Source organism: Lysinibacillus sp. RS10, from assembly GCF_041956855.1.
In the GTDB taxonomy this organism is placed as follows: Bacteria; Bacillota; Bacilli; order Bacillales_A; family Planococcaceae; genus Lysinibacillus; species Lysinibacillus xylanilyticus_A.
Genome location: NZ_CP167122.1, coordinates 3289021 through 3311418 on the forward strand (window position 1 = coordinate 3289021; position 22398 = coordinate 3311418).

Sequence of the window (22398 nt, forward strand, 5' to 3'; positions counted from 1 at the left end):
TTATGATAAATACAATATAATTTGATGAAAATTATTCGTACAACTTACTACCAAACACGTGTTTTTCTAAATTTGAAAGACGTTTTAAAATATCAAAGTTTGTCGTACCAGATGTTGCAGCTGCGACAGGTTGTCTCTTAGGTGTATTATCCATATCTTCTTTTAACTGTTTATTTTCTTCACGTAGTTGAGCCACCACTTTTTCGAACGTTTCATAATCTTGAATAATCTCATCAAGAAATGAATCGACGTCCTCTACATTGTAGCCTTTAAAGTTTTTCTTAAATTCCTTTTCAAGGATCATTTTTGACGTTAATTTAATGTCCATTTACATCGCCCTTCCTCACACTACATACACGAATCCATTATAGCATACTTCAACATATTATAACGTCTGAAAACATTAAATGTAAGGCTAAACTTGTCGTTTCTTGTACTTACCCGGGAAATTATTTCTTATTTCCTAATCTGTGCAACCTCTTTTCCCAAGAAATTTCCCATTTCTGCTTTTGTTCCATTCTCCATTGCTCATTCTTTTTAATTAATTGTATGCCTTCTTGCGTATAATAAAGGGCCTGCTCATAATCTTTTATTTGATGCTCATATAACATGGCTAACTGTTCTAATACATGTAATTTTTTTCGTGGATCAACAAAATGTAGAGAAGCCACAAAAGCATCGATTGCTTCACTAAATTTTTTATTTTTTTTATGTTGTATTGCTAAATAATATTGAGCATTCCCTGCTTCAAGTTCATTAAATTGAGCTGTAACCTTTTCTAAAACCTTTACGCTCTGTGAACTTTCCTTTAAATCAGCATACCATTTACCGATATTCGTGAACGTTTTTGCAGATTCTTCACTTGTCTCTTCAAACAGCAACTTCGTCGAATGTATATAAAGCGTTATCAATGAAAGTAAATCCCATTCATTGTGAAGAAGAACTTTTATAAGTGCATCTGGAACACCACTTTTGATTGCATCTAAATAAATAATAGGTGCAAGATAGCCAGGAATATCTCCAATGCGGGAAAAGCCTAGCTTCTCTTCTTCTACAGATTTTAATTTCATTCGTTCCATATCATTTTTCCATAAACGCTTTGAACTATGCAACAAATCGATATGTCTCTGTGTTCGTAATTTTGGTAATTCTTTTTGGTGGAGTGTCCAACGTGTTTCAAGTTGCGGCCAGTCAAAGCTTTTTCCATTATAGGTAATAATCGTTGCTGTTTTTTGCCAAAGCATTGATGCAAAAAGTAACGCTGCCTCATGAGCAGGATCAGCAAGAATATATTGCGTTAAAATAAAACTTTCTTCTTCCTCTGATACTTCTAGAAAACCTAGAAGAAAAATTTGCGTGCCTACACCCTTTAAACCAGTTGTTTCCGTATCAAAAAATAAAACCTTTTCATTCATTTCCAGCGCATATGGATGTTCAAACTTTGCCTCTTGCCATTTTTCTAATGCATCAAAAAATGACTGCAACTTATAATGACCATGCTGATAACTAAATGGATAATGCACCTGTCGTTTAAAAAAAGTACCGAACTCATTTTCTACAACTGTCAGTCCGGCTTTTTCCCACCGTTCAGTATAACTTGGAGCAGCAGGCTTTTGATAAGCTGGTTTATCCTCTTTTTTTATAGTAGTTGTCGTTTTTTTACCGAGCATTTTTTTCATTTGTAAAATTTTATTTTCGTAAGACATTTATTTCACTCATTTTCTGCCTGTAAAGTTGCTAATACTTGTAGTACCTTTTTCTTCGCCTGCTGTAAACTATCTTGAGCCCCAATACAAGATGGACAACCCGACTCACAAGCACAGCTCGCTACATGGTGCTGTGTCCTCGATAATAGTTCATCCCATAATTCATAGACTTTTTCACTTAGCCCAATACCGCCAGGATACTTATCATAAACAAAAAACGTCGGTTGCTCATTATGTGTTGCCTTTACCTGCGGGACAACTGCTACATCGCTGCTATCACATTGAATAAACAGAGGGATGAACGCATTCATCGCATATGCAGCTCCCGTCATCGCGTCCGTAAGCTCTGATTCAGACCATTTTTCCGGGGCGGAGAATGATAGCCATGATGAACTTGTATGCATTTCATCAGGTGGTAGATAAATAGGACCAGAACCGATATTATCATGCGTCCCGAAGCGTATTTTTTTAAATAACGTAGCTTGTGCGACTAAACCCACATCGCCGAAGCTAATCATGCCACCCTTATAATCACGACTCCGGTCTTCCTCTAACACTTTCATCTCAACTGCTAGATTTGCGTCCGTATAGTAATCGACATCTACTTCTCGTACAAACGCTTTCTTCTCGTCCCAATCAAGCTTTTCAACTTGAAATTGCGTGCCTTGATGCAAATAAATTGCCTCTTCATGTAATAATGTCATCGCACTGTGGCGATCCATTTCACCAATAACCTTTGTTTGTCCAGGGACAGTCATATCAATAATAACAACATTTTCTTGTGAAGCCGAACGAAGACTAATATCATGTGCTGGAAAACGGTCACTCATCCAATGCCACTTCTCACTTGTTTTAAAAACTACGCCTTCCTCCGCTAAATATTCAAGTAGTTCCTGAATCTCATATTCACCATACGTATCCTGTGCGGAAAATGGTAGCTCAAACGCTGCACATTTCAAATGATCCATTAAAATCAACATATTTTCAGGATAAATACGCGCTTCCTCAGGTGCACTACCAAGTAAAAAAAGCGGATGGTTTACTACGTACTGATCAAGTGCTGCCGATTGCGCAACATAAATGATTAGCGCCTCGTCCTGACGACGACCTGCGCGACCTGCTTGTTGCCAGGCACTTGCGATATTTCCTGGGTAACCCGTCATGATACATGCTTGTAATTGACCAATATCCACGCCCAATTCAAGCGCATTTGTACTAACTACCGTTTGAATAGTACCATCACGAAGCCCTCGTTCAATGACACGTCGTTCAGAAGGCAAATAACCACCTCGATAACCGCGCACGGATTCATCTAAAAGCTTATTGCGTGTAAGTTCCTTCAAATACGTCACAATCATTTCTACCCGTACACGACTTTTAGCAAAAATAATGGTTTGAATACCTGCTGTATATAATCTTTTCGCGAGATCGCTCACCTCTAAAACAGCACTTCTACGCACGCCAAATGTTTTATGGACGATGGGTGGGTTATAAAAAAGAAATGTCTTTTTCCCAACTGGCGCTCCGGAATCGCTAATTAAGGCATGGCTTTCATTCGTTAAAGTCTCAGCCAATTCTTTAGGATTTTTAATGGTTGCTGACGTACAAATGAAAATTGGGTTGCTGCCATAAAATTCACAAATACGCTTTAACCTTCGAATAACATGCGCAACATGTGAACCAAACACACCTTTATATGTATGCAACTCATCAATGACGATATACTGCAAATTTTCGAATAGTGATACCCATTTCGTATGATGAGGCAAAATCCCTGAATGAAGCATATCAGGGTTTGTCATTACAATATGCCCTGCCTTACGAACCTTCTGACGAATACCAGGCGCAGTATCCCCATCATACGTATAGCTTAAAATTTCCTCACCACTTTGTTCGATTAGTTCGTTTAAATCATTTTTTTGATCCTGCGCTAAAGCTTTCGTTGGAAACAAATAAATAGCCCGTGCATTTTTATCTTCTACTATTTTTTGAAGTACCGGTAAATGATAGCAATATGATTTTCCAGATGCTGTTGGTGTAACGGCTGTAAAGGAAACACCCTCCATTGCGTAATCAAATGCCTGACGTTGATGCGTATACAATTGTTCTATCCCTCTTGCTTGAAGAGCCTTTACAAGTGAAGGATGTAAATTTTCCGGGAAAGGTGCATATTTAGCTTCACGCCCCTCAAGCGTTTGCCAATGTAAAATACGTTCCTTCAATTCCTCATCGTATCTCCACTCATTTAACAATTCGCTAATAGACCTTTTTTTAGATAACATCCGTTTATACCTCCTTCACTAACCCATCAAAAATCTTCAATGTATAAGAGGTTGAATGAATCGCATCTAAAAAACGTTTTTTACTTGTTTCTTTATAAAAAGATTGCACAACAAATTGCTCCATCGATTCCACCGCTGAAGCAATTTGTTGTGTATGCATATATTTTGGACGATTTTTTTGAATCCAACTATTCGCCTCTTGCTGCCATTCCTTTAAAAGCTGGTGAATAACATCAGCGTGTGGCTTAACCTCAGTAAAAAAGTCTGGAGTACGATCCTCCTCACGCATTTGCCAGAAGCGTGAAACACATTTTTCACATTCATCTATTAATATGGAAGTTTGCTGTATTAATAACAATTTTGCACCTCATCTCATCAATTACAATATTATCGTAAATAGCTGACAATTTCGTTTACCTCTAAAAAGAAGTTCAAATTTTAACTGTTGCTTCATCCTTAAAATTGAAGATTCATCTACATGAACATAAACGCATAGTATCATTTTAGGATGTTTTTCCGAAACAACGTTTTTAAAATTCGTGCCAACCAACAAAATCGTCTGCTAAATCACACACATTATATGAGCAAAAATGCCTTACTTTACTCCAAGACATATCTCTTAATGTGGTAAATATTGCATTAAAAATACTCATATTGAGTTATTTAAATTGCATATGAGATAAGTGTACCAAAGTCTATCATTTTTCACTACTTATAGGCGAACAAGCATTCTTTACTTGCCAGTTCTTTTCTGCTAAGCTTACTTTCTGGCTAACAGATTTGAGCTGCATAAAAAAATGCATGCTCTGTGCATTGTTTTCCAAAGACACTCTCGTTAAAAGTAATTGATTGACCAGATCCAACTGCGCAACTAATTGTCCTAACTTGTTCAAATTAACGCCTCCTTTTGCTTTACTTATGTATTCCTCGCGTGTATAAAATTACCTTCATGCGTGACAAAATAAGCGTAAGTTAGCTGAAAGAAGAAGTATTTCGATAAAGATTAATTGAACTATTGTAGTAAGAACATTGTCTTCAAAATCGTCGATCAAGTAGCGGGACTAATGTGGAGTACAGTTTCTCTAAAAATGCGCTTGGAAATTCCATCTGTTATTTTGACGATTCAAGTGATAGAACTAGTTGTGCTATATGATATTTTTCGACTTTAAGAGGCGAAAATTGCCCAATGATTGATTATTTGTTTGGTATTTTTGACCATTGCTAATCTAGCATCAACCATGCTATCAATGGAAGTGGAGAACTGCTACTGAATCATGGTAAACTATTGTATAATAGCAGTATTATAGAGGGTGAACTAAAGTGACAATTCGTTATCCGAATGGGAAATTGTATTCTCCTAATCCAGCTGTTCAAAAAACAGCTAAAAAGGGAAAAGATAAAGATTTTTCTTTTAGTAATCGAGGAAAAACACTAGAGGATGAAATTAATGAAGCAAATGACTATTATGTAAAAAGGCAACTTGCTATCATTCATAAGAAACCTGTTCCCGTGCAAATCGTCAAAGTAGAGTACCCATCACGAAGTGCTGCAGTTATTCGTGAGGCTTATTTCCGAACGCCCTCGACAACAGATTACAACGGCGTTTGGAACGGGCATTATATTGATTTTGATGCAAAGGAAACTGCTTCAAAGACCAGTTTTCCCCTAAAGAATATTCATTTACATCAAATGACACATATGCAGCAAGTGACGGAACAAAATGGTGTGGCTTTTATCATCGTTCGTTTCTCAGCTTATGAACGATATTTTATTGTGCCATACGAAGTTTTACAAAAGGCCTGGCTAGCGATGGAAAACGGTGAACGTAAATCGATACCCTTTTCAACGATTGAAGAGGAAGCTTTTGAAATTCCTGCAAGCTATTATCCACGTATCGACTATTTACCGATTATCCAAAAGCTCATTGGAGCAGAAAGTCATGGTTTTGAAAGTGAGGAGATAGTAGAATGACTGAACGTCGTCGTACACGCGGTGAGCATCAAAAGGCTCTCGCTCAAAAAAATAAAAAAAGTGCGCCTCCGAAATCATCGAAGAAAAAATGGTTCAAGCGCATTACGCTAACACTTGTGGCAATTATAGCTGCATGCTTTATTGGAGGTGCTGGGTTATTCGCCTATTATGCAAGTACCGCACCTGAACTAGATGAAAGCTTACTGAAGGACCCCGTTTCCTCTGAGTTTTATGATAAAAACGGTGATTTATTTGCAACAATTGGTGCAGAAAACCGCAAATATGTAAAATATGAAGATATACCTGAGGATATGGTTAATGCCATTCTTGCAACGGAAGATGTACGCTTTTTCGAACACGGTGGTATGGATTTTTATCGCCTCGGTGGCGCAATAATCGCCAACTTCCGTGATGGTTTCGGGGCACAAGGGGCCTCTACATTAACACAGCAAGTTGTTAAAAACTCATTTTTACAAAATGAGAAAAAATTAAAACGTAAAGCGCAAGAGGCTTGGCTGGCCTTCCAATTAGAACGCAAGTATTCAAAAGAAGAAATTTTTGAAATGTACTTTAACAAAATGCTGATGTCAGGTCGTGTTTACGGCTTCGGTACAGCAGCTCAATATTTCTATGGTAAAGAATTAAAAGATTTAACTTTAGATGAAGAAGCATTACTTGCAGGTTTAGTACAACGTCCAAATGCTTATAATCCATTAAAAAATCCTGAACTTGCAGAAAAACGTCGGAATACAGTTCTAGGATTAATGTATCAACATGGTAAAATTACAAAAGCTGAGATGGAGGAAGCAAAGAAAGTAGACGTTCAAGCTGGTCTAGCTGACGATGCGACACGTCAAAAATTTGCTGGCTCTAAATATGACGCCTTCCTTGATGTCGTTATTAATGAGTTAGAGGATAACGGTGATGGTAATGCAATGGCGGAAGGTATTAAAGTCTATACAACACTTGACCCGAAAGCACAACAAACTGTTGAAAACATTATGAATGATGACAGCAACTTCCCAACAGAGAAGATTCAATCCGGTGTAGCTGTCATTGATACAAAAACTGGTCAAATTCAAGCGATTGGCGGCGGACGCGAGTACGGAGCTGATCGTGGTTGGAACTATGCATATGACTTAAAACAACAACCAGGCTCTACAATGAAGCCATTACTCGATTATGGACCTGCAATCGAAAATTTAAAATGGTCAACGGGTCAAACACTTGTGGATGAACCGATGAATTACACAAGTTCGGAACAAACCATCACGAACTGGGATGGTAAGTATATGGGGGCAATCACAGCCCGTAAAGCTTTATACGCTTCACGTAACGTTCCAGCTGTAAAAGCGTTAAAAGAAGTTGGACCTGATAAAGCAAAAGAATTTATTGGTCGTTTAGGTATTGAAGCTGAAAATGTGTATGAATCTGATGCAATCGGTGGTGGGGATATTACAATGTCTCCTATCCAAATGGCAGCTTCCTATGCAGCATTTGGGAATAATGGTGTTTACACTGACCCTCATGCGATTACAAAAATCGTTTACCGTGATGGTAAAACAACAAAAGACTATACACCAGAGTCTAATGTTGCGATGAGCGATTATACGGCTTATATGGTGACAGATATGCTACGTGACGTTGTTAGTAATAAGCCTGATGCTTCAGGTACTGCTGCCAATGTTTCTGGATTAGATATCGCGGGTAAAACAGGGACAACAAACTACTCAAAAGCTGATTTTAACAAGCATAATTTACCAGATACGAGTGTGCCGGATTCATGGTTCGCTGGTTACACATCAAACTATTCAATCGCTATTTGGAGTGGTTACGAAAAACACTTTGATCCAATTACAACTTGGGATGAACGTCGTTTACCACAACAATTATTTAAACAAATTATGACCGAGATTTCGGCGGATGTTGAAACACCAAATTTCAAAAAGCCAAGCTCAGTTGTGGAAGCAACAATTGAAGTTGGGTCAAAGCCACTTAAATTAGCAAGTGATTACACACCAAAAGAATTACGTCAAACGGAGCTATTTGTTCGTGGTACAGAACCTAACGAAGTTTCAAATAAATACGAAGTTCCAGAACTTACTACACCTTACAATGTAAGTGCAAGCCTAGATTTAGAAGGTCAATCTATTGATATTTCTTGGGAGCATGATGCAATGCTTAATCCAGAAACAGATAAACCTCTACCAACAACCTTTGAAGTATCCGCTACACGAGAAGGTGGAGAGACTATTTCTCTCGGCACAACGGAAAGCAAAGGTTTAACAGTCAGCAACGCATTGGAAGATGGCAATTATACGATTTCTGTCGTAGCGATTGTAGATGGTACACGCAGTAAACCAGGTACAACAACCTTCCAGGTGTCGGGTACGACTGATGAAGAGTTGGAAACAGAGAATCCAGATGAACCTGTAATCGAGGAACCAACGGAACCTGAACAAGGTGACAATAACGGCAAGGACAAGGACAAAGACAAGGACAAAGATAAGGACAAGGAAAATGGCAACAATGGCCATCATGGCAATGGAAACGGAAATGGAAATGGTAACAATAACGGTGGTGGAGGTAATACCGATACCGGCACCGGAAGCGATGGCGACAATAATGGTGGCCAACCACCAACTCCACCTACCGAACCAGTGACTCCGGATGAAAATGGCGAAAGCACAGAATAAAGAAAAAGCAGAGAAGTTTTCACTTCTCTGCTTTTTTCATTTGTATCAGCGTTTCTTTCACGTCACTATTGTGATGCAAACCGTCGATTCGTATTTTCTATCAATCATTTTGATCACGTTCCGCCTACTCTAGCCTTTGGTTACCTGGAGCCGTAATCGTGCAGTTCGTTTTTTAGTTTCTTTAAATAATTCATCAAGCTGACGATAGCAAGCATATTGACCTGGCTTTGCTTGAATAAAAGCCAATCGTTCAATACCATTAATGGGCAATACCTCGTCACCCGCTTCTTGTACTAAACGGTCAAACAATACAATAGCTTCTTCCATTAAGCCTTTTGCTTCACCGTTTCTAGCATCATGAGCTGCATGAATTTTCGCTTCAAGCACTGTCCACTCTGCAAACCAAGCATCAATTTTTTCCTTTGCGATTGCCTCTACATTCACGCTTCCTTCACCAGTCCTTTTTTCAAACGCTTGTGGCCCTCACGACAATCAGCAAGTAAAGGACATGTAAGGCAGCCAGGATTTTGTGCCTTACAATGATAACGACCAAAGAAGATTAACTGATGATGCGTCTTCGACCACTTGTCCATCGGTGTTTTTTTCATAATCGTTTCTTCCACCTCAAGCACTGAATCTTTCCAGCGACAAAGCCCTAATCGTTTAGATACGCGCTCAACATGTGTATCTACAGCGAGTGCAGGAATATCGAAGGCTACCGATAATACAACATTCGCTGTTTTACGACCAACCCCTGGCAATGTAACTAGTGCTTCTCGACTTGCTGGTATTTCGCCGTTGTATTCTTCTAGTAGTCGTTGACATAATGCTTGAATGTTCTTCGCTTTATTTCGATACAAGCCGATAGAGCGAATATCTTGTTGTAATTCCTCTAAGGATACAGCTAAATAATCTTCTGGCTTTTTATATTTTTGAAACAATGTTTTTGTTACCTTGTTTACAAGAACATCCGTACATTGTGCCGATAATAACGTGGCAATAGTCAGCTCAAACGGATTGTCATGCACTAACTCACAATGTGCATCAGGAAACATATGATCCATTTCCGCTAGACAATGCTCCCATTGTTTTTTTGTTAACATCCGTAAGCCCCCTACTCTCTTTCTTCTAACCAATTATAAAATGGTACTTTATTTGCCGACTGCATATCTTGTTGCATTGTACGGGCTGGCGGTCTATTAAAAGTTTGTTTTTCACGGAACTGTTCACTTTGTTTTTGTGCAGCCTGTGGTGTCGTAATATTTTTCTTTTTCCACTCCAGCAATATTCGATCAATATAACGAATACTCAGTTTGCCAGCAAACACAGCCTCCTTCAGCGCCTCCTTAATAAGCGCTGGACTGTGCTTATCCTCATCTAGCCAAAAACCGATTTTTTCTAGCTCTAAAGGAGATAAAAGACGCCCCATTTCCTCTTCAAATAACCGGAATACCTCACCTTCTTCTTGTCGAAGTGTTGTTGCTGATTTTTGGTGCTCCTTCATTTCAATAATCTGCATAATACGCTCCCACAGTGGGTATACCGAATATTTTTCATATAGCTTGCCATTTACATCGACGTCGCTTGTAATTTCAAGGAAGCCTTTTTGCATTAATCGTTGTAGACGTGAAGTAATGTCATTGTCAGGCATTGTGAGACGATTCATCAGATCATTAGGTGTTGGGAAATCATTGCCCTCCATATGGAACGCGAGTAAATGTATGACAATCAGTGCCTCTTCATCCTCAATATTTAACTCCTTATAAAACTGAAAAAAAAGCTGAGGAATTTGAACCATTCTCTGCTCAGTCCATGTACGGAGTCGATTATTGTTTGTGTTCATCTTATACTTGACTCCTTTTTCCATCGTAAGTAGAAAAGCCGCGTAGACATATCACTACGCGACTTTTAATTTATCCCGCCTTAACATTAACGGGTAGTAATGCTTATGGATATAAGCGGTTTAGTAAACGTGGGAATGGAATCGTTTCACGGATATGCTCAGTACCAGAAATCCATGCCACTGTACGTTCCAATCCTAGACCGAAGCCTGAATGTGGTACAGAACCTTGTTTACGTAGCTCTAAATACCATGCATAAGCATCTAATGATAGGTTATGTTCTTCAAGACGCGATTTTAATAAATCATAGTCATGAATACGCTCAGAACCACCAATGATTTCTCCATAGCCTTCTGGTGCAATTAAATCTGCACATAATACAACGTCATCTCGCTCTGGATGTGGTTGCATGTAGAATGGCTTAATGCCTACTGGGTAGCAAGTGATGAATACAGGTTTATCATATGAATTGGCAATTGCTGTTTCATGTGGTGCACCGAAATCATCGCCCCATTCAATATCGTCAAATCCTTGTTCATGTAATAATTTAATAGCATCGTCGTAAGAAATACGAGGGAATGGCGCTTTGATATTTTCAAGTTTTGATGTATCACGGCCAAGTCGCTCTAATTCTAATTTGCAATTTGCCAGCACTGATTGTACGATGTGCGCTACATATTGTTCTTGCACTTCTAGGTTTTCTTCAAATTCTACAAATGCCATTTCTGGCTCAATCATCCAAAACTCGATTAAGTGACGGCGTGTTTTAGATTTTTCAGCACGGAACGTTGGACCGAATGAGAATACTCTACCTAATGCCATCGCAGCCGCTTCCATATAAAGCTGACCTGATTGAGAAAGGTATGCATCCTCATCAAAATATTTTGTATGGAATAGCTCAGAAGTACCTTCAGGAGCTGAACCTGTTAAAATTGGTGGGTCCATTTTTGTAAAGCCATTGTTGTTGAAAAACTCGTAAGTTGCACGAATAATTTCGTTACGGATTTTCATAATAGCATGTTGCTTGCGAGAACGTAGCCATAAGTGACGGTTATCCATTAAAAACTCTGGTCCATGTTCTTTTGGTGTAATAGGGAAATCAGTTGCAGCATGTAGTACTTCAATACTAGTAACAGCTAGCTCACAGCCAAAGCTTGAACGCTCATCTGCTTTAACTTCTCCCGTAATGTACATTGATGTTTCTTGGGACATACCTTTTGCAATAGCAAAAATTTCTTCGCCTACTTCTTCTTTTACAACAACGCCCTGAACAAAGCCAGAACCATCACGTAATTGTAAGAAAGCGATTTTCCCACTTGATCGTTTGTTTGCTAACCAAGCACCTAGCTTGACGGTTTCACCGATATGCTTTGGCATATCTTGAATCATAATTTTTTTCATAGAAATCCTCCAAAGTTCGTTAAAAGGATTAGTCTTGCCATTTTGATTTTACAAATGCATCAATTCGACGGACTGCCTCTTCTAATAATTCTAAAGATGTAGCATAAGATAATCGCATTGTAGTTGGTGCACCAAAGCCTGAGCCTGGAATCACTGCTACGTTTGCTTCTGTTAAAATATCCGCAGCGAACGCATCTACTGAATCATAACCAGTATGAGCCATAGCTTCTGCTACATCTGGTAATAAGTAGAATGCACCCTGAGGCTTTAATACGTTGAAGCCAGGGATCGCACTTAGTTGTGGATAGATTTTTTCAAGACGAGATTCGAAAGCTTGACGCATTTCTTCTACAGCGTCTTGTGGCCCATTATACGCTTCAACTGTTGCATATTGTGCAGTTGTTGTTGCATTTGATGTAGAGTGTGATGCAAGGTCAGTCATTGGTTTAATAATGTCCGCATCTCCTGCAGCATACCCGATACGCCAGCCTGTCATAGAGTGAGATTTTGCAACACCATTTACTACGATTGTACGTGCTTTCACTGCATCAGATAACTGTGCAATTGAAAAATGCTCAATACCATTGTATACAAGCTTCTCATAAATTTCATCTGACACGATTAAAATATCTTTTTCTTCTGCAACAGCCGCAAGTTCAGCTAGCTCCTCACGAGAATAAATCATACCTGATGGGTTGCTAGGAGAGTTTATAATAACTGCTTTTGTTTTATCTGTCACAGCAGCTCTTAATTGATCTGCAGTAATTTTATAGTTTTGCTCACTTGTGCCTTCAACATAAACAGGTACACCGCCCGCTAATTTCACTTGTTCTGGATAAGATACCCAATAAGGAATCGGAATAATAACTTCATCGCCCTCGTTTAAAATAACTTGGAATAAAGTGTAAAGAATATGTTTTGCCCCAACACCTACAATTACTTCATTCGGCTTATATGTAAGGTTGTTGTCGCGTTGTAGTTTATCGATAATAGCGTTCTTAAGTACTGGAAGACCGCCAGCAGGTGTATACTTTGTTAGACCTTTTTCCATCGAATCAATAGCAGCATTTAAAATATTTTGTGGCGTGTTGAAGTCTGGCTCACCAGCACCTAGACCAATAACATCAATTCCTTGTTCTTTTAACTCTTTTGCTTTCGCAGTAATTGCTAGAGTTGTTGATGGTGTTAAAGTTTTCACACGGTTTGCTAATAAATTTTTCATACGGGATCTACTCCTCTTATAAATTCGTAATGCGCGTCCACCAGTCGCCGTCCTTAAACATAATATAGACATAGTTGAGCTTATCTTGATCGTTTAGGTATGTAATTTCCCAAACAGCACCGGGCTCCTCATAGCCTAATTTTACATTGAGGACCTTTTGTACATTTCCTTCTTTTTTTAAAACCGATAATGCTTGCTTTTCCGTAATACCATCTTTCAAAAACACTTCCTTAATTGAATCAGCTTTTAGATTCGTCGGAACAAAGACAGCCTTTTTCTCACCATATTCATCTACCCCGAACACAGTGACGTACGAATGTTTGCCATTATATGTGTATGACTCCGAGACAATTGCGAGGGCTTTGGCATCGAGTGCCAACTGTTCAGCCTGCTCTTCAATTGAACGGAATGGAGCCTCGGCTTTCCAGAGTACTATAATACTAATGACAAGTGACAATGAAACCATAAAGACAGAAATGAAAATCAACCAGTTTTTCATATATTCACCTTAAGTTTCACATCTAGCTTATTCTTCAATACGAATGCTGGATGCTTTTGCATGTTTATAACTGTGTATACATTCATTTTGCTTTCCATTTTTGTCAACCTGCTTTCTTTCCTCATACCACAACATTATACAACAATTTTGTGCTGTCGTGTTTCTTAATTTTATATATTGTACGTTGATAAAACAACGTTTTCGAATCGACAGAATAATCAGAAATATATTAACCCTTTCAAAGTACAAATTCCTATTCACTAGTACAAATAGGAAATCAACTACGCCATTAAAAACGAATGATATTTCTCAAATCAGATAGTTTCCACAACCCCCATTTTTAGCGCGATACAAGTACTAATCTGCTTGCTCAAATAAATTATTGTATTGTTAATTTTTCTGGTCACTGAGACAAACACCCATTCTCACTTTTAAGAGACTGCTTTTATCTTTTTGAACAATTGCTAAAGTAAGTAAATAGACATGCATATTCTTGACAAGTTTTTGTAAGTATTATTTTGTTCATGCCGAATCAGTCTCCGCAAATGCCGATATTTTATATATTACACAATTCCCTCCATTATTGCCCCCTTTGCCTAAGGAAAAAGAGAAATCGAACAGCATCGATTTCTCTTTTTTCTTGTTTGACCAAGTCATTCAATCTTCTTTACCCTATTTCTCTGTTAATGGCCCGTGTATTTCGGAGATTTGCGGCCATTAATCACAACCCACTTCCTATTGGATTCGGAAAAATATCGTAAGCAAGCGCGAAAGGTCCTTCAGAGGCGATTTCACAAAGATTTTCTTGAGCATCATTTTACAGCCTCGCTCACTTCAAATCGCAAAATCCTCTTTGTTGCTATTGCCAGCACAACCATGACAACACTAATTATTAAAATAGGAACATAGATGTTAACACTAAAACCTTCGAATAACAGCCCATACAATATTTGACCAATTGGTGCCATACATTGTGAAACGGCAATGATAATCGCCATCACCTTCCCCAAGTTTTCATTAGGTGTTTCTTTTTGTACAACTGTAATAACGTAAATGGAAATAATCGTCATAATCATTGCTATTAAAAGTGCACTACCAACAAATAAAGTATAGGATGAATAATAGCCAATATTAAGCATGATCGGGGTAACCGATAATGCCATTGGAACAATCAATAAAGCAGTGATGAAAATCCAAAAATACAAATTATTGATGCCCATTTTTCTCGCAAAGTACCCCATTGATAAAGCCCCTAAGATTGTAGCAAAATCGATTAACCCCATCCCTAAGCCATACAATGTATCACTACTTTGCAAAGTGACACGGAGAATAATTGGTACACCCACGACAAATAAGGGTGTTAATAATAAGTTTAATAATGCCGCTAAAATCATACATTTGAAAATAAAAGATTGCTTCACTACATAGCTAAAGCCCTCTTTCAAATCATTTACAAGCGTTGAAATAATATGTCCGTTCTGTTCTCGTTGCATAAATGGTATTTTAATAAACATCTCTAATATAGCAGAGAGGAAAAAGAACAGACCACTCACTATAACAAGCACTTTTAAGCCAATCATGCCATATAGTATCCCCCCTAGTACAGGAGCCGCTACATTAGACAACGCTTGAATACCATTGACAATTCCATTTGCTTGCTCAAGTTTTTCCTCCTCTACAAGGACTGGAATACTGGCCATCACTGTAGGTGCATACATGGCACTAACGAAAGAAAGCAGCACCATCACAACACCAATAAGCAAAATAGAACTATGACCAATTACTAGTACTACAAAGAAAGCAAAAACAATGATGCTACTAGTAAAATCGAATATTACCATTAAATTACGTCTATTAAACCTATCAGCAATAGCTCCTCCAAACGGTGCTAGTAAAATTGGCATACTCGATATCGCAAATAGTCCTGCAAAAAGATCTGCACGCCCTGTAATATCTAGTACATATAGTGATAGGGCAAATCGTAAGAGAGCAGATCCTAAAATAGAAATAATTTGCCCAATGACCATGAGGTTAAAATCTTTTGAAAAGCCTTTTCGTTTAATCTGTGATTCCATGCATAAGACCCCTTCCTTTTAGAACTATTCCATTCACGCCCCTCTTGAAAGAGTAGATTGAAGGACTAAGAAAATAAATTATTTTTTTGTATAGTTAGAAGAAGGACATTACAAAAAATACTCATAGTACTTAACCACATGAGCCACTCACTTTGCGTGCTCCAAGATATCAGTAGCAGCAAGAGTCCCACGATCATAGATACATAATTTCCAGTGCGACTAATTTTTGTTTTCCGACGAAGTTTTTCCTTAACGTAATACCCAGAATAAGATAAACTTTTTCTATTATCTTCTGTTCCGTCTCTTTAGCTTTTCGATGATAAAAAGAGATATATTCCCTTTAATCATGACTTTCCCCCTCTGCGTATCTCCGAAATAAACCACAATAGACCGACTGTCGGTTTATAATATTGTATGTTGCTTCTCCAAAAAATGAACCTGTTTGGAACTTCCCCTAAAAAACTTAGAAATAGATACATTTCAAGAATAAACCTCTATCACAATCATCCTATTTTACTATGAACTACTCGTTTCATATTCAGTTCACAAAGACGTGCTATAGTAAGAAACATAAAAGGTTCCTATTTTATTGTTGATGAAAATGAAGGAGGATTTTTACGTTGCAGGAAACTTCAAAAGATACGACAAAACAGAATGATTGGCGACGTTTTGTTCGCTTAGTCAAACAAGCTGAGCCGCCAATATGGCTTATAATCATCTCATTAATGATGAGTTTAGCGACTACCGGGGTTGGATTTATCGTTCCGTTATTTACAAAAAAATTAGTGGATGGCTTTTCAGTAGAGTCCCTTGATTATTGGCAAATTATTTTGTTAGGTATTGCTTTTATCGTGCAGGCTATTGCGAGAGGGCTTTCCATTTATTATTTAAATCGTGTCGGACATCATGTTGTCGCGAATTTAAGAGATCAGCTTTGGAGAAAGTTACTTCATTTACCAATTCCCTATTACGATGAAAATGATACAGGCGAAACATTAAGTCGTGTTACGAATGACACCGCTGTCGTCAAGGAGCTTATTACAGAACACCTTGCGAACTGTTTATCGGGCGTTATTTCTATTATAGGATCAGTCATCATTCTATTAATCTTAGATTGGAAAATGACTTTAGTGATGCTCATTGCTGTTCCACTTGCTATGATTATTTTGATGCTGTTAGGAAGACGGATGTTTGTCATTTCCAAAGGTATGCAAGATGAGACGGCAAAATTTACGTCTGTGTTAAATCAAGTTTTACCTGAAACTCGATTAGTAAAGGCTTCTAACGCCGAGCGTATGGAATACGAGCGTGGCAAGAAAGGAATTACCAACCTCTTTACGTTTGGTTTAAAAGAAGCGAAAATCCACGCCCTTATCTCTCCGCTTATTTCGTTTGTATTAATGTCAGTCCTTGTAGCCATTATTGGATATGGTGGCGTACGAGTTTCTTCAGGAGAGCTTACTGCTGGTGACATGGTGGCATTTATTTTATATTTAATTCAAATCATTATGCCGATGACTCAATTAACGATGTTCTTTACGCAGCTCCAAAAAGCAATGGGTGCTACAGAGCGAATCAGTGCATTACTTGAGCATGAAGAGGAGAATATCTTCGAAGGAATAACCTTAAAAAAAGTGGATCAGCCGATTTATGTAAAAAATGTTGACTTTGCTTATGGAGAAGAACCGATTTTATCGAATATCAATTTTACAATTGAACCAGGTAAAGTAACGGCCATCGTTGGACCAAGTGGCGGAGGAAAAACAACGACATTTTCTCTGTTAGAAAGATATTATCAACCTACTAACGGACGGATCACACTCGGAGATACTCCGATCGACACGTACTCCCTACATTCTTGGAGAAGCCAAATCGGCTACGTTGCTCAAGAGAGTGCACTGCTATCTGGTACGATTCGTGAAAATATTTGCTACGGCATCGACAGAGTGGTGCCGGATGAAGAACTTGAAAGAGTTGCTAAAATGGCCTATGCCGATCAGTTTATCAACGAACTGCCAGAGCAATTTGACACGGAAGTCGGAGAACGGGGCATTAAACTTTCTGGCGGTCAGCGACAACGCATCTCTATCGCCAGAGCACTATTACGCAACCCTCAAATATTAATGCTAGATGAAGCAACATCTAGTCTGGATAGTAACTCGGAAATCTATGTTCAAAAAGCTTTAGATAATTTAATGCAAGGTAGAACAACGCTTGTCATTGCCCACCGCCTTTCAACAGTAGTGGATGCAGATCAAATACTTTTTGTGGAAAAAGGACATATAACGGGCAGTGGCACACATGATACTCTATTTGAGACTCATGACATGTATCGAGAGTTTGCCAAGCAACAATTACGTATTAAAGAGGAATAACGAAGGGATTTGTTAGCATGACAACACTTTTAGTTGTAGATGATGATGCGCATATTCGAGAATTAATAAAAATATTTTTACAAAATGAAGGTTTAGAGATAATTGAGGCTACGGACGGTGTGGATGCACTGTCCAAATTAGCTTCTGATAAAGTGGATATGATCATATTGGATATTATGATGCCAAAAATGGATGGCTGGGAATTATGTGAAGAAATACGTTCATTTAACGATGAACTCCCCATCCTGATGCTCAGCGCAAAGGGAGAAACCTCACAAAAGGTGAAGGGCTTTAATCTTGGAACAGATGATTATCTTGTGAAACCTTTTGAGCCAGCAGAGCTAATCGTCCGTGTAAAATCAATACTTAAAAGATACCGTATTTCCATATCTCAACTCGTGGAAGCTGGCAATGTAAAGTTAAATCGCAATACACATGAAGTCGTATATAATGGGAAATCTTTAACACTGCGTTTAAAGGAATTTGAATTATTATTTGCCTTAGCAAGCTATGCTGGGAAAACATTTTCACGCGAACAACTCATTGAAGAAATTTGGGGATATGACTATGAAGGTGATGAACGTACAGTCGATGTTCACATTAAGAGGCTTCGTCAACGTTTCCCACAAGAAACAAGTGGATTTGTTATTCGCACAATTCGTGGCTTAGGTTATCGATTGGAACTTGTTTCATGAGAAGACTAAAATACTTTTTAAAGCTTTTGTTATCTTTAACGGTCCTTCTTATCGTTAACATCATATTTGCTTTTATTTCATTCCACATTACTTCATGGATTTATGATTGGTTAGGTAAACATCCACAAGGTTTTTGGCTTCAGTTATGGACCGTAGTTGGCGTATTTGTTCTCTTTACTTGCACTATTATTATTCTCTTTTTAATTGGACTAAATAAACAGCGAAACTATTGGGATACGGTTGTAGATGCATTAAGCCGACTTGCTAAAGGTGACTTTACTGTAAAATTAGACCTTAAAACAAATGAAGATCAATTCGGTCAATTAATACATGGTATCAACCATATGGCGGTCGAATTAGGCGAATTAGAAAGAATGAGACAAGAATTTATCTCGAATGTATCTCATGAAATCCAATCTCCCCTTACATCTATTAATGGTTTTGCTAAAGCATTGAAAAACATGGATCTCCCAGAGGATAAGCGACAGCATTATTTAGAAATTATTGAGATGGAAAGTAATCGTTTATCGAAAATTAGTGACAATTTACTAAAGCTAACGTCATTAGAATCACAGCATCACCCATTCGAGCCAAAGCACTACCGACTCGATAAGCAATTACGCCATGTAGTGCTAGCACTTGAACCGAATTGGTTAGCTAAAAATATAGAGATGGATCTTCAATTAGAAAATATTTCGGTTATGGCTGATGAAGACTTAATGAATCAAGTATGGATGAATTTACTTAGCAACAGCATTAAATTCATACATGCTACTGGCACCATTACAATTTCTATGACGAAGCAAATCAATACGATTACTATTGCCGTTCATGATAATGGTATTGGTCTAACAGAAGAACAGCAAAAGCATATATTTGAGCGATTTTATAAGGCTGACCCATCGAGGACAGCTGCTAATGGTGGAAGTGGCTTAGGGCTATCCATTGTCAAAAAAATTATCGATATGCATAACGGAACAATCACTGTCGAAAGCAAGCTTGCTGAATTTACAACATTTTTTGTCACACTGCCATTGCAGACAGATCAGACTCGTGCAAACGAATAATAGCTTCTTTCTTCGTCTGGCACGGGTCTATTAAACAAAGAATCTAGTAAGCTACTTTTCTAAAATACTGATAAACTTTTTCAAGTTTTTTACTTTGTCTCCCCTTTTTACTTTCCATATTACCAAATTCAAAAAACTTCACCTGTTTAATGCCAACAAAACTAAATAACGCCCTTTTCATTAATATTTTATGAGCATTATTCAGCCATAATAGAGGATATTTTGTTGGCCCCTTCATTGTGGAAATACACACCACTGATTTTCCTTTTAGAAGCCCCTCTGGAAATAGCCCCTTTTTATCTTTATACGCAAAATTGGCCGCAAACAATTGATCAATATACCCTAAAAGCATTGCTGGTGGCCTTCCCCACCATATCGGATAGACAAAAACGATTTTATCAGCCCACCTAATTTGTTCTCGATATTTCTCAAGCTTTGGATCACGAAACATATCCCGACGGCGTTTATGCTCATGAAATACTAAAAGCGGATTAAATTGCTCCTCGTATAAATCTACTATTTGAATATCCTTTATAGAAGGATTGTCATTACAGCCCTTCATAACCTCCTGTAAAAAAGCATAATTCAAACTTTTATGATTCGGATATGTATAAATAATTAATGCGTTCATTATATACCCCCATTACTTATCATTTGATAACAAAATAATAAACCTTCTATTTTTAGTTGTCAAATGATAATTGTTTTAAGATAAGTTTTTTGTTATCTTGTCAGTAAGAGGTGAACAAGTGTGGACAAAAAAGAATTATTCGATCAGTTTGTAGCATTTACAACAGCTGTACACCAAGTAACACACGAATTAACACAAGACATTAAAATTGACAATATTACCCAAGTACAATATAAAATTCTTGAACATATAAAAGTAAGCCAGCCAGTCACGCCTACTGAAATTAGTGACTGTCTGCATATGTCATTACCTAATACAAGCCGTGAATTACGCAAATTACAGGAAAGAAAGCTAGTAGAAAAAATGATTGATACCGAAGATCGAAGAAAGCACTATGTTTGCCTTACAGCAGATGGAGAAAAAATGATGAAAGAAGCATTTGCCTGTATAGAAGAGCGCTTTCAACAACTAATACAACATGCATCAAAGAAAGATTTAGAGGACATTCAATATGCTTTAAACATTCTTAACAAAAAGGTCTTTCATCCAAAATTATAAAAAGAACCTGCATGCTTTCATTAGGAAAAGCATTGCAGGTTCTTTCACTGTTTAGTATATTGACATAGAAAGCGTTCCACACCCGGGTATTTCTCCCCTAGGCTAGTTATGAAAAAACCATAGCGTCGATAAAAATCTACTGCCTCATGATCTGTTTCAGCAACTATTGATGTGTACTCATTTGCCACAAAATTAATCATTTTACTGCCAATGCCTTTTCCTCTTTGATTTACTAATACGGCAATATGCTTAATCTCACATTTTGATAAACTGATTTGTTCTATCCCAATACAACCGACTATTTCACCCTCAACTTCGAAGCTATATAATGTCCTATTCGATAAAAGGATATATTTTTCATACACTTGTAGAACTTTTTCATCCGACGTTGCAAAAGAAAGTAGCTTTCTAATAATTGGAGAAATAGTGTTTGCTTGAACGATATTCATAACGATCTCCTTTAAATTGTGGTTGCAGGAATAACAACAGCACGACAAGCTTTTTCATAAAACTCGATCGGACCTGCTCCTCCAATGATTGCATATTCATACCCAATATCATGCATATCTTTTAAACAATGATGGAGTAGAGAGTATCCTATCCCTTTCACTCGATTCGATTTCGCTACACCCATAGGGCCAAAATAACATTTTTTATTTTGATACACGTCAAATGCAGCAAATCCAACAAGATCTCCCTTATTATCAAAAGCTACATATATAGAAGGTGTAGTACTTAAAAATGCACTATTAATTGTATCTGACCACTCTTGTGAAAAATGATTTTCTACAAATTGAATTAGCTTATTCTGATCATCACGATTTACCCTACGAATATTGCTAGAATTCACTTTTGGAAAATTGTAATTTTCAAGATGAGTAACCATATCTCTTGATGTGGTACCAAGTTTTAAAATCAATTTCATATCTTCTTCTGAAACGAATTCCTCAAGCATATTCGTCTTTATTAATGCTTTAAGCAAGTGACCTTCATTTAAATAAACCTGGTTATAGTTTTGCATATAGCTAGTTGCTTGTTCCAATACAGTTACAACATCCTTTGTTATGGGAACATTAAATAAATGATGACTTGTAACTTGCTTGTCTGATTTTAGACTAAACTCATTAGCCCTGTTTCTTAAAGAAGCTCCATCTATAGTACATTTTAATACTATTTCGCCAAGGACCCCCTCTTTTTCTTTTAAACAAGCAAGTAGGAAATGAATTGGTAGTAACATATTATGTTGTGAAGAGGAAGCTTCTTTTTCTGCATTTTTTTTAATCCTTAACATGCGATTTGTTAATTTTATAGTAGATGAATTCAAATGCCTGACATCCTTCCATTGATTTTTCTTCAACTTCTCAATTTAATCTCTATGT

Annotated in this window: 21 protein-coding genes; 6 read left to right on the top strand and 15 right to left on the bottom strand. The window is 37.6% G+C overall.

The window, feature by feature from the left end; all coding sequences use genetic code 11:
- Positions 1–31: 31 nt before the first annotated feature.
- The 5 genes from gpsB to ACB089_RS16860 form a co-directional block, all read right to left on the bottom strand.
- On the bottom strand, positions 32–328 hold the full coding sequence (gene gpsB / locus ACB089_RS16840; protein WP_374967420.1) for a cell division regulator GpsB: 297 nt from the start codon (positions 326–328) through the stop codon (positions 32–34).
- 121 nt (positions 329–449) lie between these two features.
- Positions 450–1706 carry a ribonuclease H-like domain-containing protein gene (locus ACB089_RS16845; RefSeq protein ID WP_374967421.1) on the bottom strand — a complete coding sequence of 419 codons (1257 nt, stop codon included), beginning with the start codon at positions 1704–1706 and terminating at the stop codon, positions 450–452.
- Positions 1707–1711: 5 nt separating this feature from the next.
- Positions 1712–3988, bottom strand: a complete 2277-nt coding sequence (locus ACB089_RS16850; RefSeq protein ID WP_374967422.1) for a DEAD/DEAH box helicase — start codon at positions 3986–3988, stop codon at positions 1712–1714.
- A gap of 4 nt (positions 3989–3992) precedes the next feature.
- Positions 3993–4346: a YppE family protein gene (locus ACB089_RS16855; protein ID WP_374967423.1), complete on the bottom strand. Its 354-nt coding sequence runs from the start codon at positions 4344–4346 to the stop codon at positions 3993–3995.
- A gap of 340 nt (positions 4347–4686) precedes the next feature.
- A complete protein-coding gene (locus tag ACB089_RS16860) occupies positions 4687–4881 on the bottom strand; it encodes an endonuclease (protein ID WP_068982760.1) in 195 nt (64 codons plus the stop codon).
- 427 nt (positions 4882–5308) lie between these two features.
- Between ACB089_RS16860 and recU the strand changes: the two genes are divergently transcribed.
- The gene (gene recU, locus ACB089_RS16865; RefSeq protein ID WP_374967424.1) at positions 5309–5959 is read left to right on the top strand and encodes a Holliday junction resolvase RecU; all 651 of its coding nucleotides are present in this window, start codon (positions 5309–5311) and stop codon (positions 5957–5959) included.
- A complete protein-coding gene (locus ACB089_RS16870) occupies positions 5956–8655 on the top strand; it encodes a PBP1A family penicillin-binding protein (RefSeq protein ID WP_374967425.1) in 2700 nt (899 codons plus the stop codon). The genes recU and ACB089_RS16870 overlap by 4 nt, the downstream gene beginning before the upstream one ends.
- A 129-nt stretch (positions 8656–8784) precedes the next feature.
- Here the strand turns inward: ACB089_RS16870 and ACB089_RS16875 are convergent, their stop codons facing one another.
- From ACB089_RS16875 to ACB089_RS16905, 7 genes are all read right to left on the bottom strand, one after another.
- Positions 8785–9099: a YpoC family protein gene (locus ACB089_RS16875; RefSeq protein WP_374967426.1), complete on the bottom strand. Its 315-nt coding sequence runs from the start codon at positions 9097–9099 to the stop codon at positions 8785–8787.
- Positions 9096–9758 carry an endonuclease III gene (gene nth, locus ACB089_RS16880; protein ID WP_374967427.1) on the bottom strand — a complete coding sequence of 221 codons (663 nt, stop codon included), beginning with the start codon at positions 9756–9758 and terminating at the stop codon, positions 9096–9098. The genes ACB089_RS16875 and nth overlap by 4 nt, the downstream gene beginning before the upstream one ends.
- 11 nt (positions 9759–9769) lie before the next feature.
- The gene (locus tag ACB089_RS16885) at positions 9770–10498 is read right to left on the bottom strand and encodes a DnaD domain-containing protein (RefSeq protein WP_374967428.1); all 729 of its coding nucleotides are present in this window, start codon (positions 10496–10498) and stop codon (positions 9770–9772) included.
- 103 nt (positions 10499–10601) lie between these two features.
- Positions 10602–11897: an asparagine--tRNA ligase gene (gene asnS / locus ACB089_RS16890; RefSeq protein WP_374967429.1), complete on the bottom strand. Its 1296-nt coding sequence runs from the start codon at positions 11895–11897 to the stop codon at positions 10602–10604.
- A gap of 28 nt (positions 11898–11925) precedes the next feature.
- Complete coding sequence (locus ACB089_RS16895; protein WP_368637886.1) at positions 11926–13119, bottom strand: pyridoxal phosphate-dependent aminotransferase; 1194 nt, start codon at positions 13117–13119, stop codon at positions 11926–11928.
- Between the two features lie 16 nt (positions 13120–13135).
- The gene (locus ACB089_RS16900) at positions 13136–13618 is read right to left on the bottom strand and encodes a DUF5590 domain-containing protein (RefSeq protein WP_068982768.1); all 483 of its coding nucleotides are present in this window, start codon (positions 13616–13618) and stop codon (positions 13136–13138) included.
- Positions 13619–14430: 812 nt separating this feature from the next.
- Positions 14431–15693 carry an MFS transporter gene (locus ACB089_RS16905; protein ID WP_374967430.1) on the bottom strand — a complete coding sequence of 421 codons (1263 nt, stop codon included), beginning with the start codon at positions 15691–15693 and terminating at the stop codon, positions 14431–14433.
- A gap of 620 nt (positions 15694–16313) precedes the next feature.
- Here ACB089_RS16905 and ACB089_RS16910 point away from each other — a divergent pair.
- Genes ACB089_RS16910 through ACB089_RS16920 form a run of 3 tightly spaced genes read left to right on the top strand, consistent with a single transcriptional unit; the run spans position 16314 to position 19830 of the window.
- Complete coding sequence (locus tag ACB089_RS16910; RefSeq protein WP_374967432.1) at positions 16314–18068, top strand: ABC transporter ATP-binding protein; 1755 nt, start codon at positions 16314–16316, stop codon at positions 18066–18068.
- 17 nt (positions 18069–18085) lie between these two features.
- The gene (locus ACB089_RS16915; RefSeq protein WP_374967433.1) at positions 18086–18763 is read left to right on the top strand and encodes a response regulator transcription factor; all 678 of its coding nucleotides are present in this window, start codon (positions 18086–18088) and stop codon (positions 18761–18763) included.
- The gene (locus ACB089_RS16920; protein ID WP_374967434.1) at positions 18760–19830 is read left to right on the top strand and encodes an ATP-binding protein; all 1071 of its coding nucleotides are present in this window, start codon (positions 18760–18762) and stop codon (positions 19828–19830) included. The genes ACB089_RS16915 and ACB089_RS16920 overlap by 4 nt, the downstream gene beginning before the upstream one ends.
- Positions 19831–19873: 43 nt before the next feature.
- Here the strand turns inward: ACB089_RS16920 and ACB089_RS16925 are convergent, their stop codons facing one another.
- Positions 19874–20461, bottom strand: a complete 588-nt coding sequence (locus ACB089_RS16925; RefSeq protein WP_374967435.1) for an NAD(P)H-dependent oxidoreductase — start codon at positions 20459–20461, stop codon at positions 19874–19876.
- Positions 20462–20581: 120 nt separating this feature from the next.
- Between ACB089_RS16925 and ACB089_RS16930 the strand changes: the two genes are divergently transcribed.
- A complete protein-coding gene (locus ACB089_RS16930) occupies positions 20582–21019 on the top strand; it encodes a MarR family winged helix-turn-helix transcriptional regulator (RefSeq protein ID WP_374967436.1) in 438 nt (145 codons plus the stop codon).
- A gap of 44 nt (positions 21020–21063) precedes the next feature.
- On the opposite strand, the gene ACB089_RS16935 is transcribed toward ACB089_RS16930, so the two are convergent.
- Both ACB089_RS16935 and ACB089_RS16940 read right to left on the bottom strand, forming a co-directional pair.
- Entirely contained in the window at positions 21064–21468 is a 405-nt protein-coding gene (locus tag ACB089_RS16935; protein WP_374967437.1) for a GNAT family N-acetyltransferase, read from the bottom strand.
- 11 nt (positions 21469–21479) lie between these two features.
- A complete protein-coding gene (locus ACB089_RS16940) occupies positions 21480–22343 on the bottom strand; it encodes a GNAT family N-acetyltransferase (protein WP_374967438.1) in 864 nt (287 codons plus the stop codon).
- Between the last annotated feature and the right edge of the window lie 55 nt (positions 22344–22398).

What these genes read in the sequence shown, in the direction of transcription:
- ACB089_RS16920 (WP_374967434.1), top strand. Translation starts at nt 18,760, where the DNA reads ATGAGAAGACTAAAATACTTTTTAAAGCTTTTGTTATCTTTAACGGTC.
- ACB089_RS16895 (WP_368637886.1), bottom strand. Translation starts at nt 13,119, where the DNA reads ATGAAAAATTTATTAGCAAACCGTGTGAAAACTTTAACACCATCAACA.
- ACB089_RS16905 (WP_374967430.1), bottom strand. Translation starts at nt 15,693, where the DNA reads ATGGAATCACAGATTAAACGAAAAGGCTTTTCAAAAGATTTTAACCTC.
- ACB089_RS16885 (WP_374967428.1), bottom strand. Translation starts at nt 10,498, where the DNA reads ATGAACACAAACAATAATCGACTCCGTACATGGACTGAGCAGAGAATG.
- ACB089_RS16935 (WP_374967437.1), bottom strand. Translation starts at nt 21,468, where the DNA reads ATGAATATCGTTCAAGCAAACACTATTTCTCCAATTATTAGAAAGCTA.
- nth (WP_374967427.1), bottom strand. Translation starts at nt 9,758, where the DNA reads ATGTTAACAAAAAAACAATGGGAGCATTGTCTAGCGGAAATGGATCAT.
- ACB089_RS16845 (WP_374967421.1), bottom strand. Translation starts at nt 1,706, where the DNA reads ATGTCTTACGAAAATAAAATTTTACAAATGAAAAAAATGCTCGGTAAA.
- ACB089_RS16870 (WP_374967425.1), top strand. Translation starts at nt 5,956, where the DNA reads ATGACTGAACGTCGTCGTACACGCGGTGAGCATCAAAAGGCTCTCGCT.
- ACB089_RS16850 (WP_374967422.1), bottom strand. Translation starts at nt 3,988, where the DNA reads ATGTTATCTAAAAAAAGGTCTATTAGCGAATTGTTAAATGAGTGGAGA.
- ACB089_RS16915 (WP_374967433.1), top strand. Translation starts at nt 18,086, where the DNA reads ATGACAACACTTTTAGTTGTAGATGATGATGCGCATATTCGAGAATTA.
- asnS (WP_374967429.1), bottom strand. Translation starts at nt 11,897, where the DNA reads ATGAAAAAAATTATGATTCAAGATATGCCAAAGCATATCGGTGAAACC.
- ACB089_RS16900 (WP_068982768.1), bottom strand. Translation starts at nt 13,618, where the DNA reads ATGAAAAACTGGTTGATTTTCATTTCTGTCTTTATGGTTTCATTGTCA.
- ACB089_RS16925 (WP_374967435.1), bottom strand. Translation starts at nt 20,461, where the DNA reads ATGAACGCATTAATTATTTATACATATCCGAATCATAAAAGTTTGAAT.
- gpsB (WP_374967420.1), bottom strand. Translation starts at nt 328, where the DNA reads ATGGACATTAAATTAACGTCAAAAATGATCCTTGAAAAGGAATTTAAG.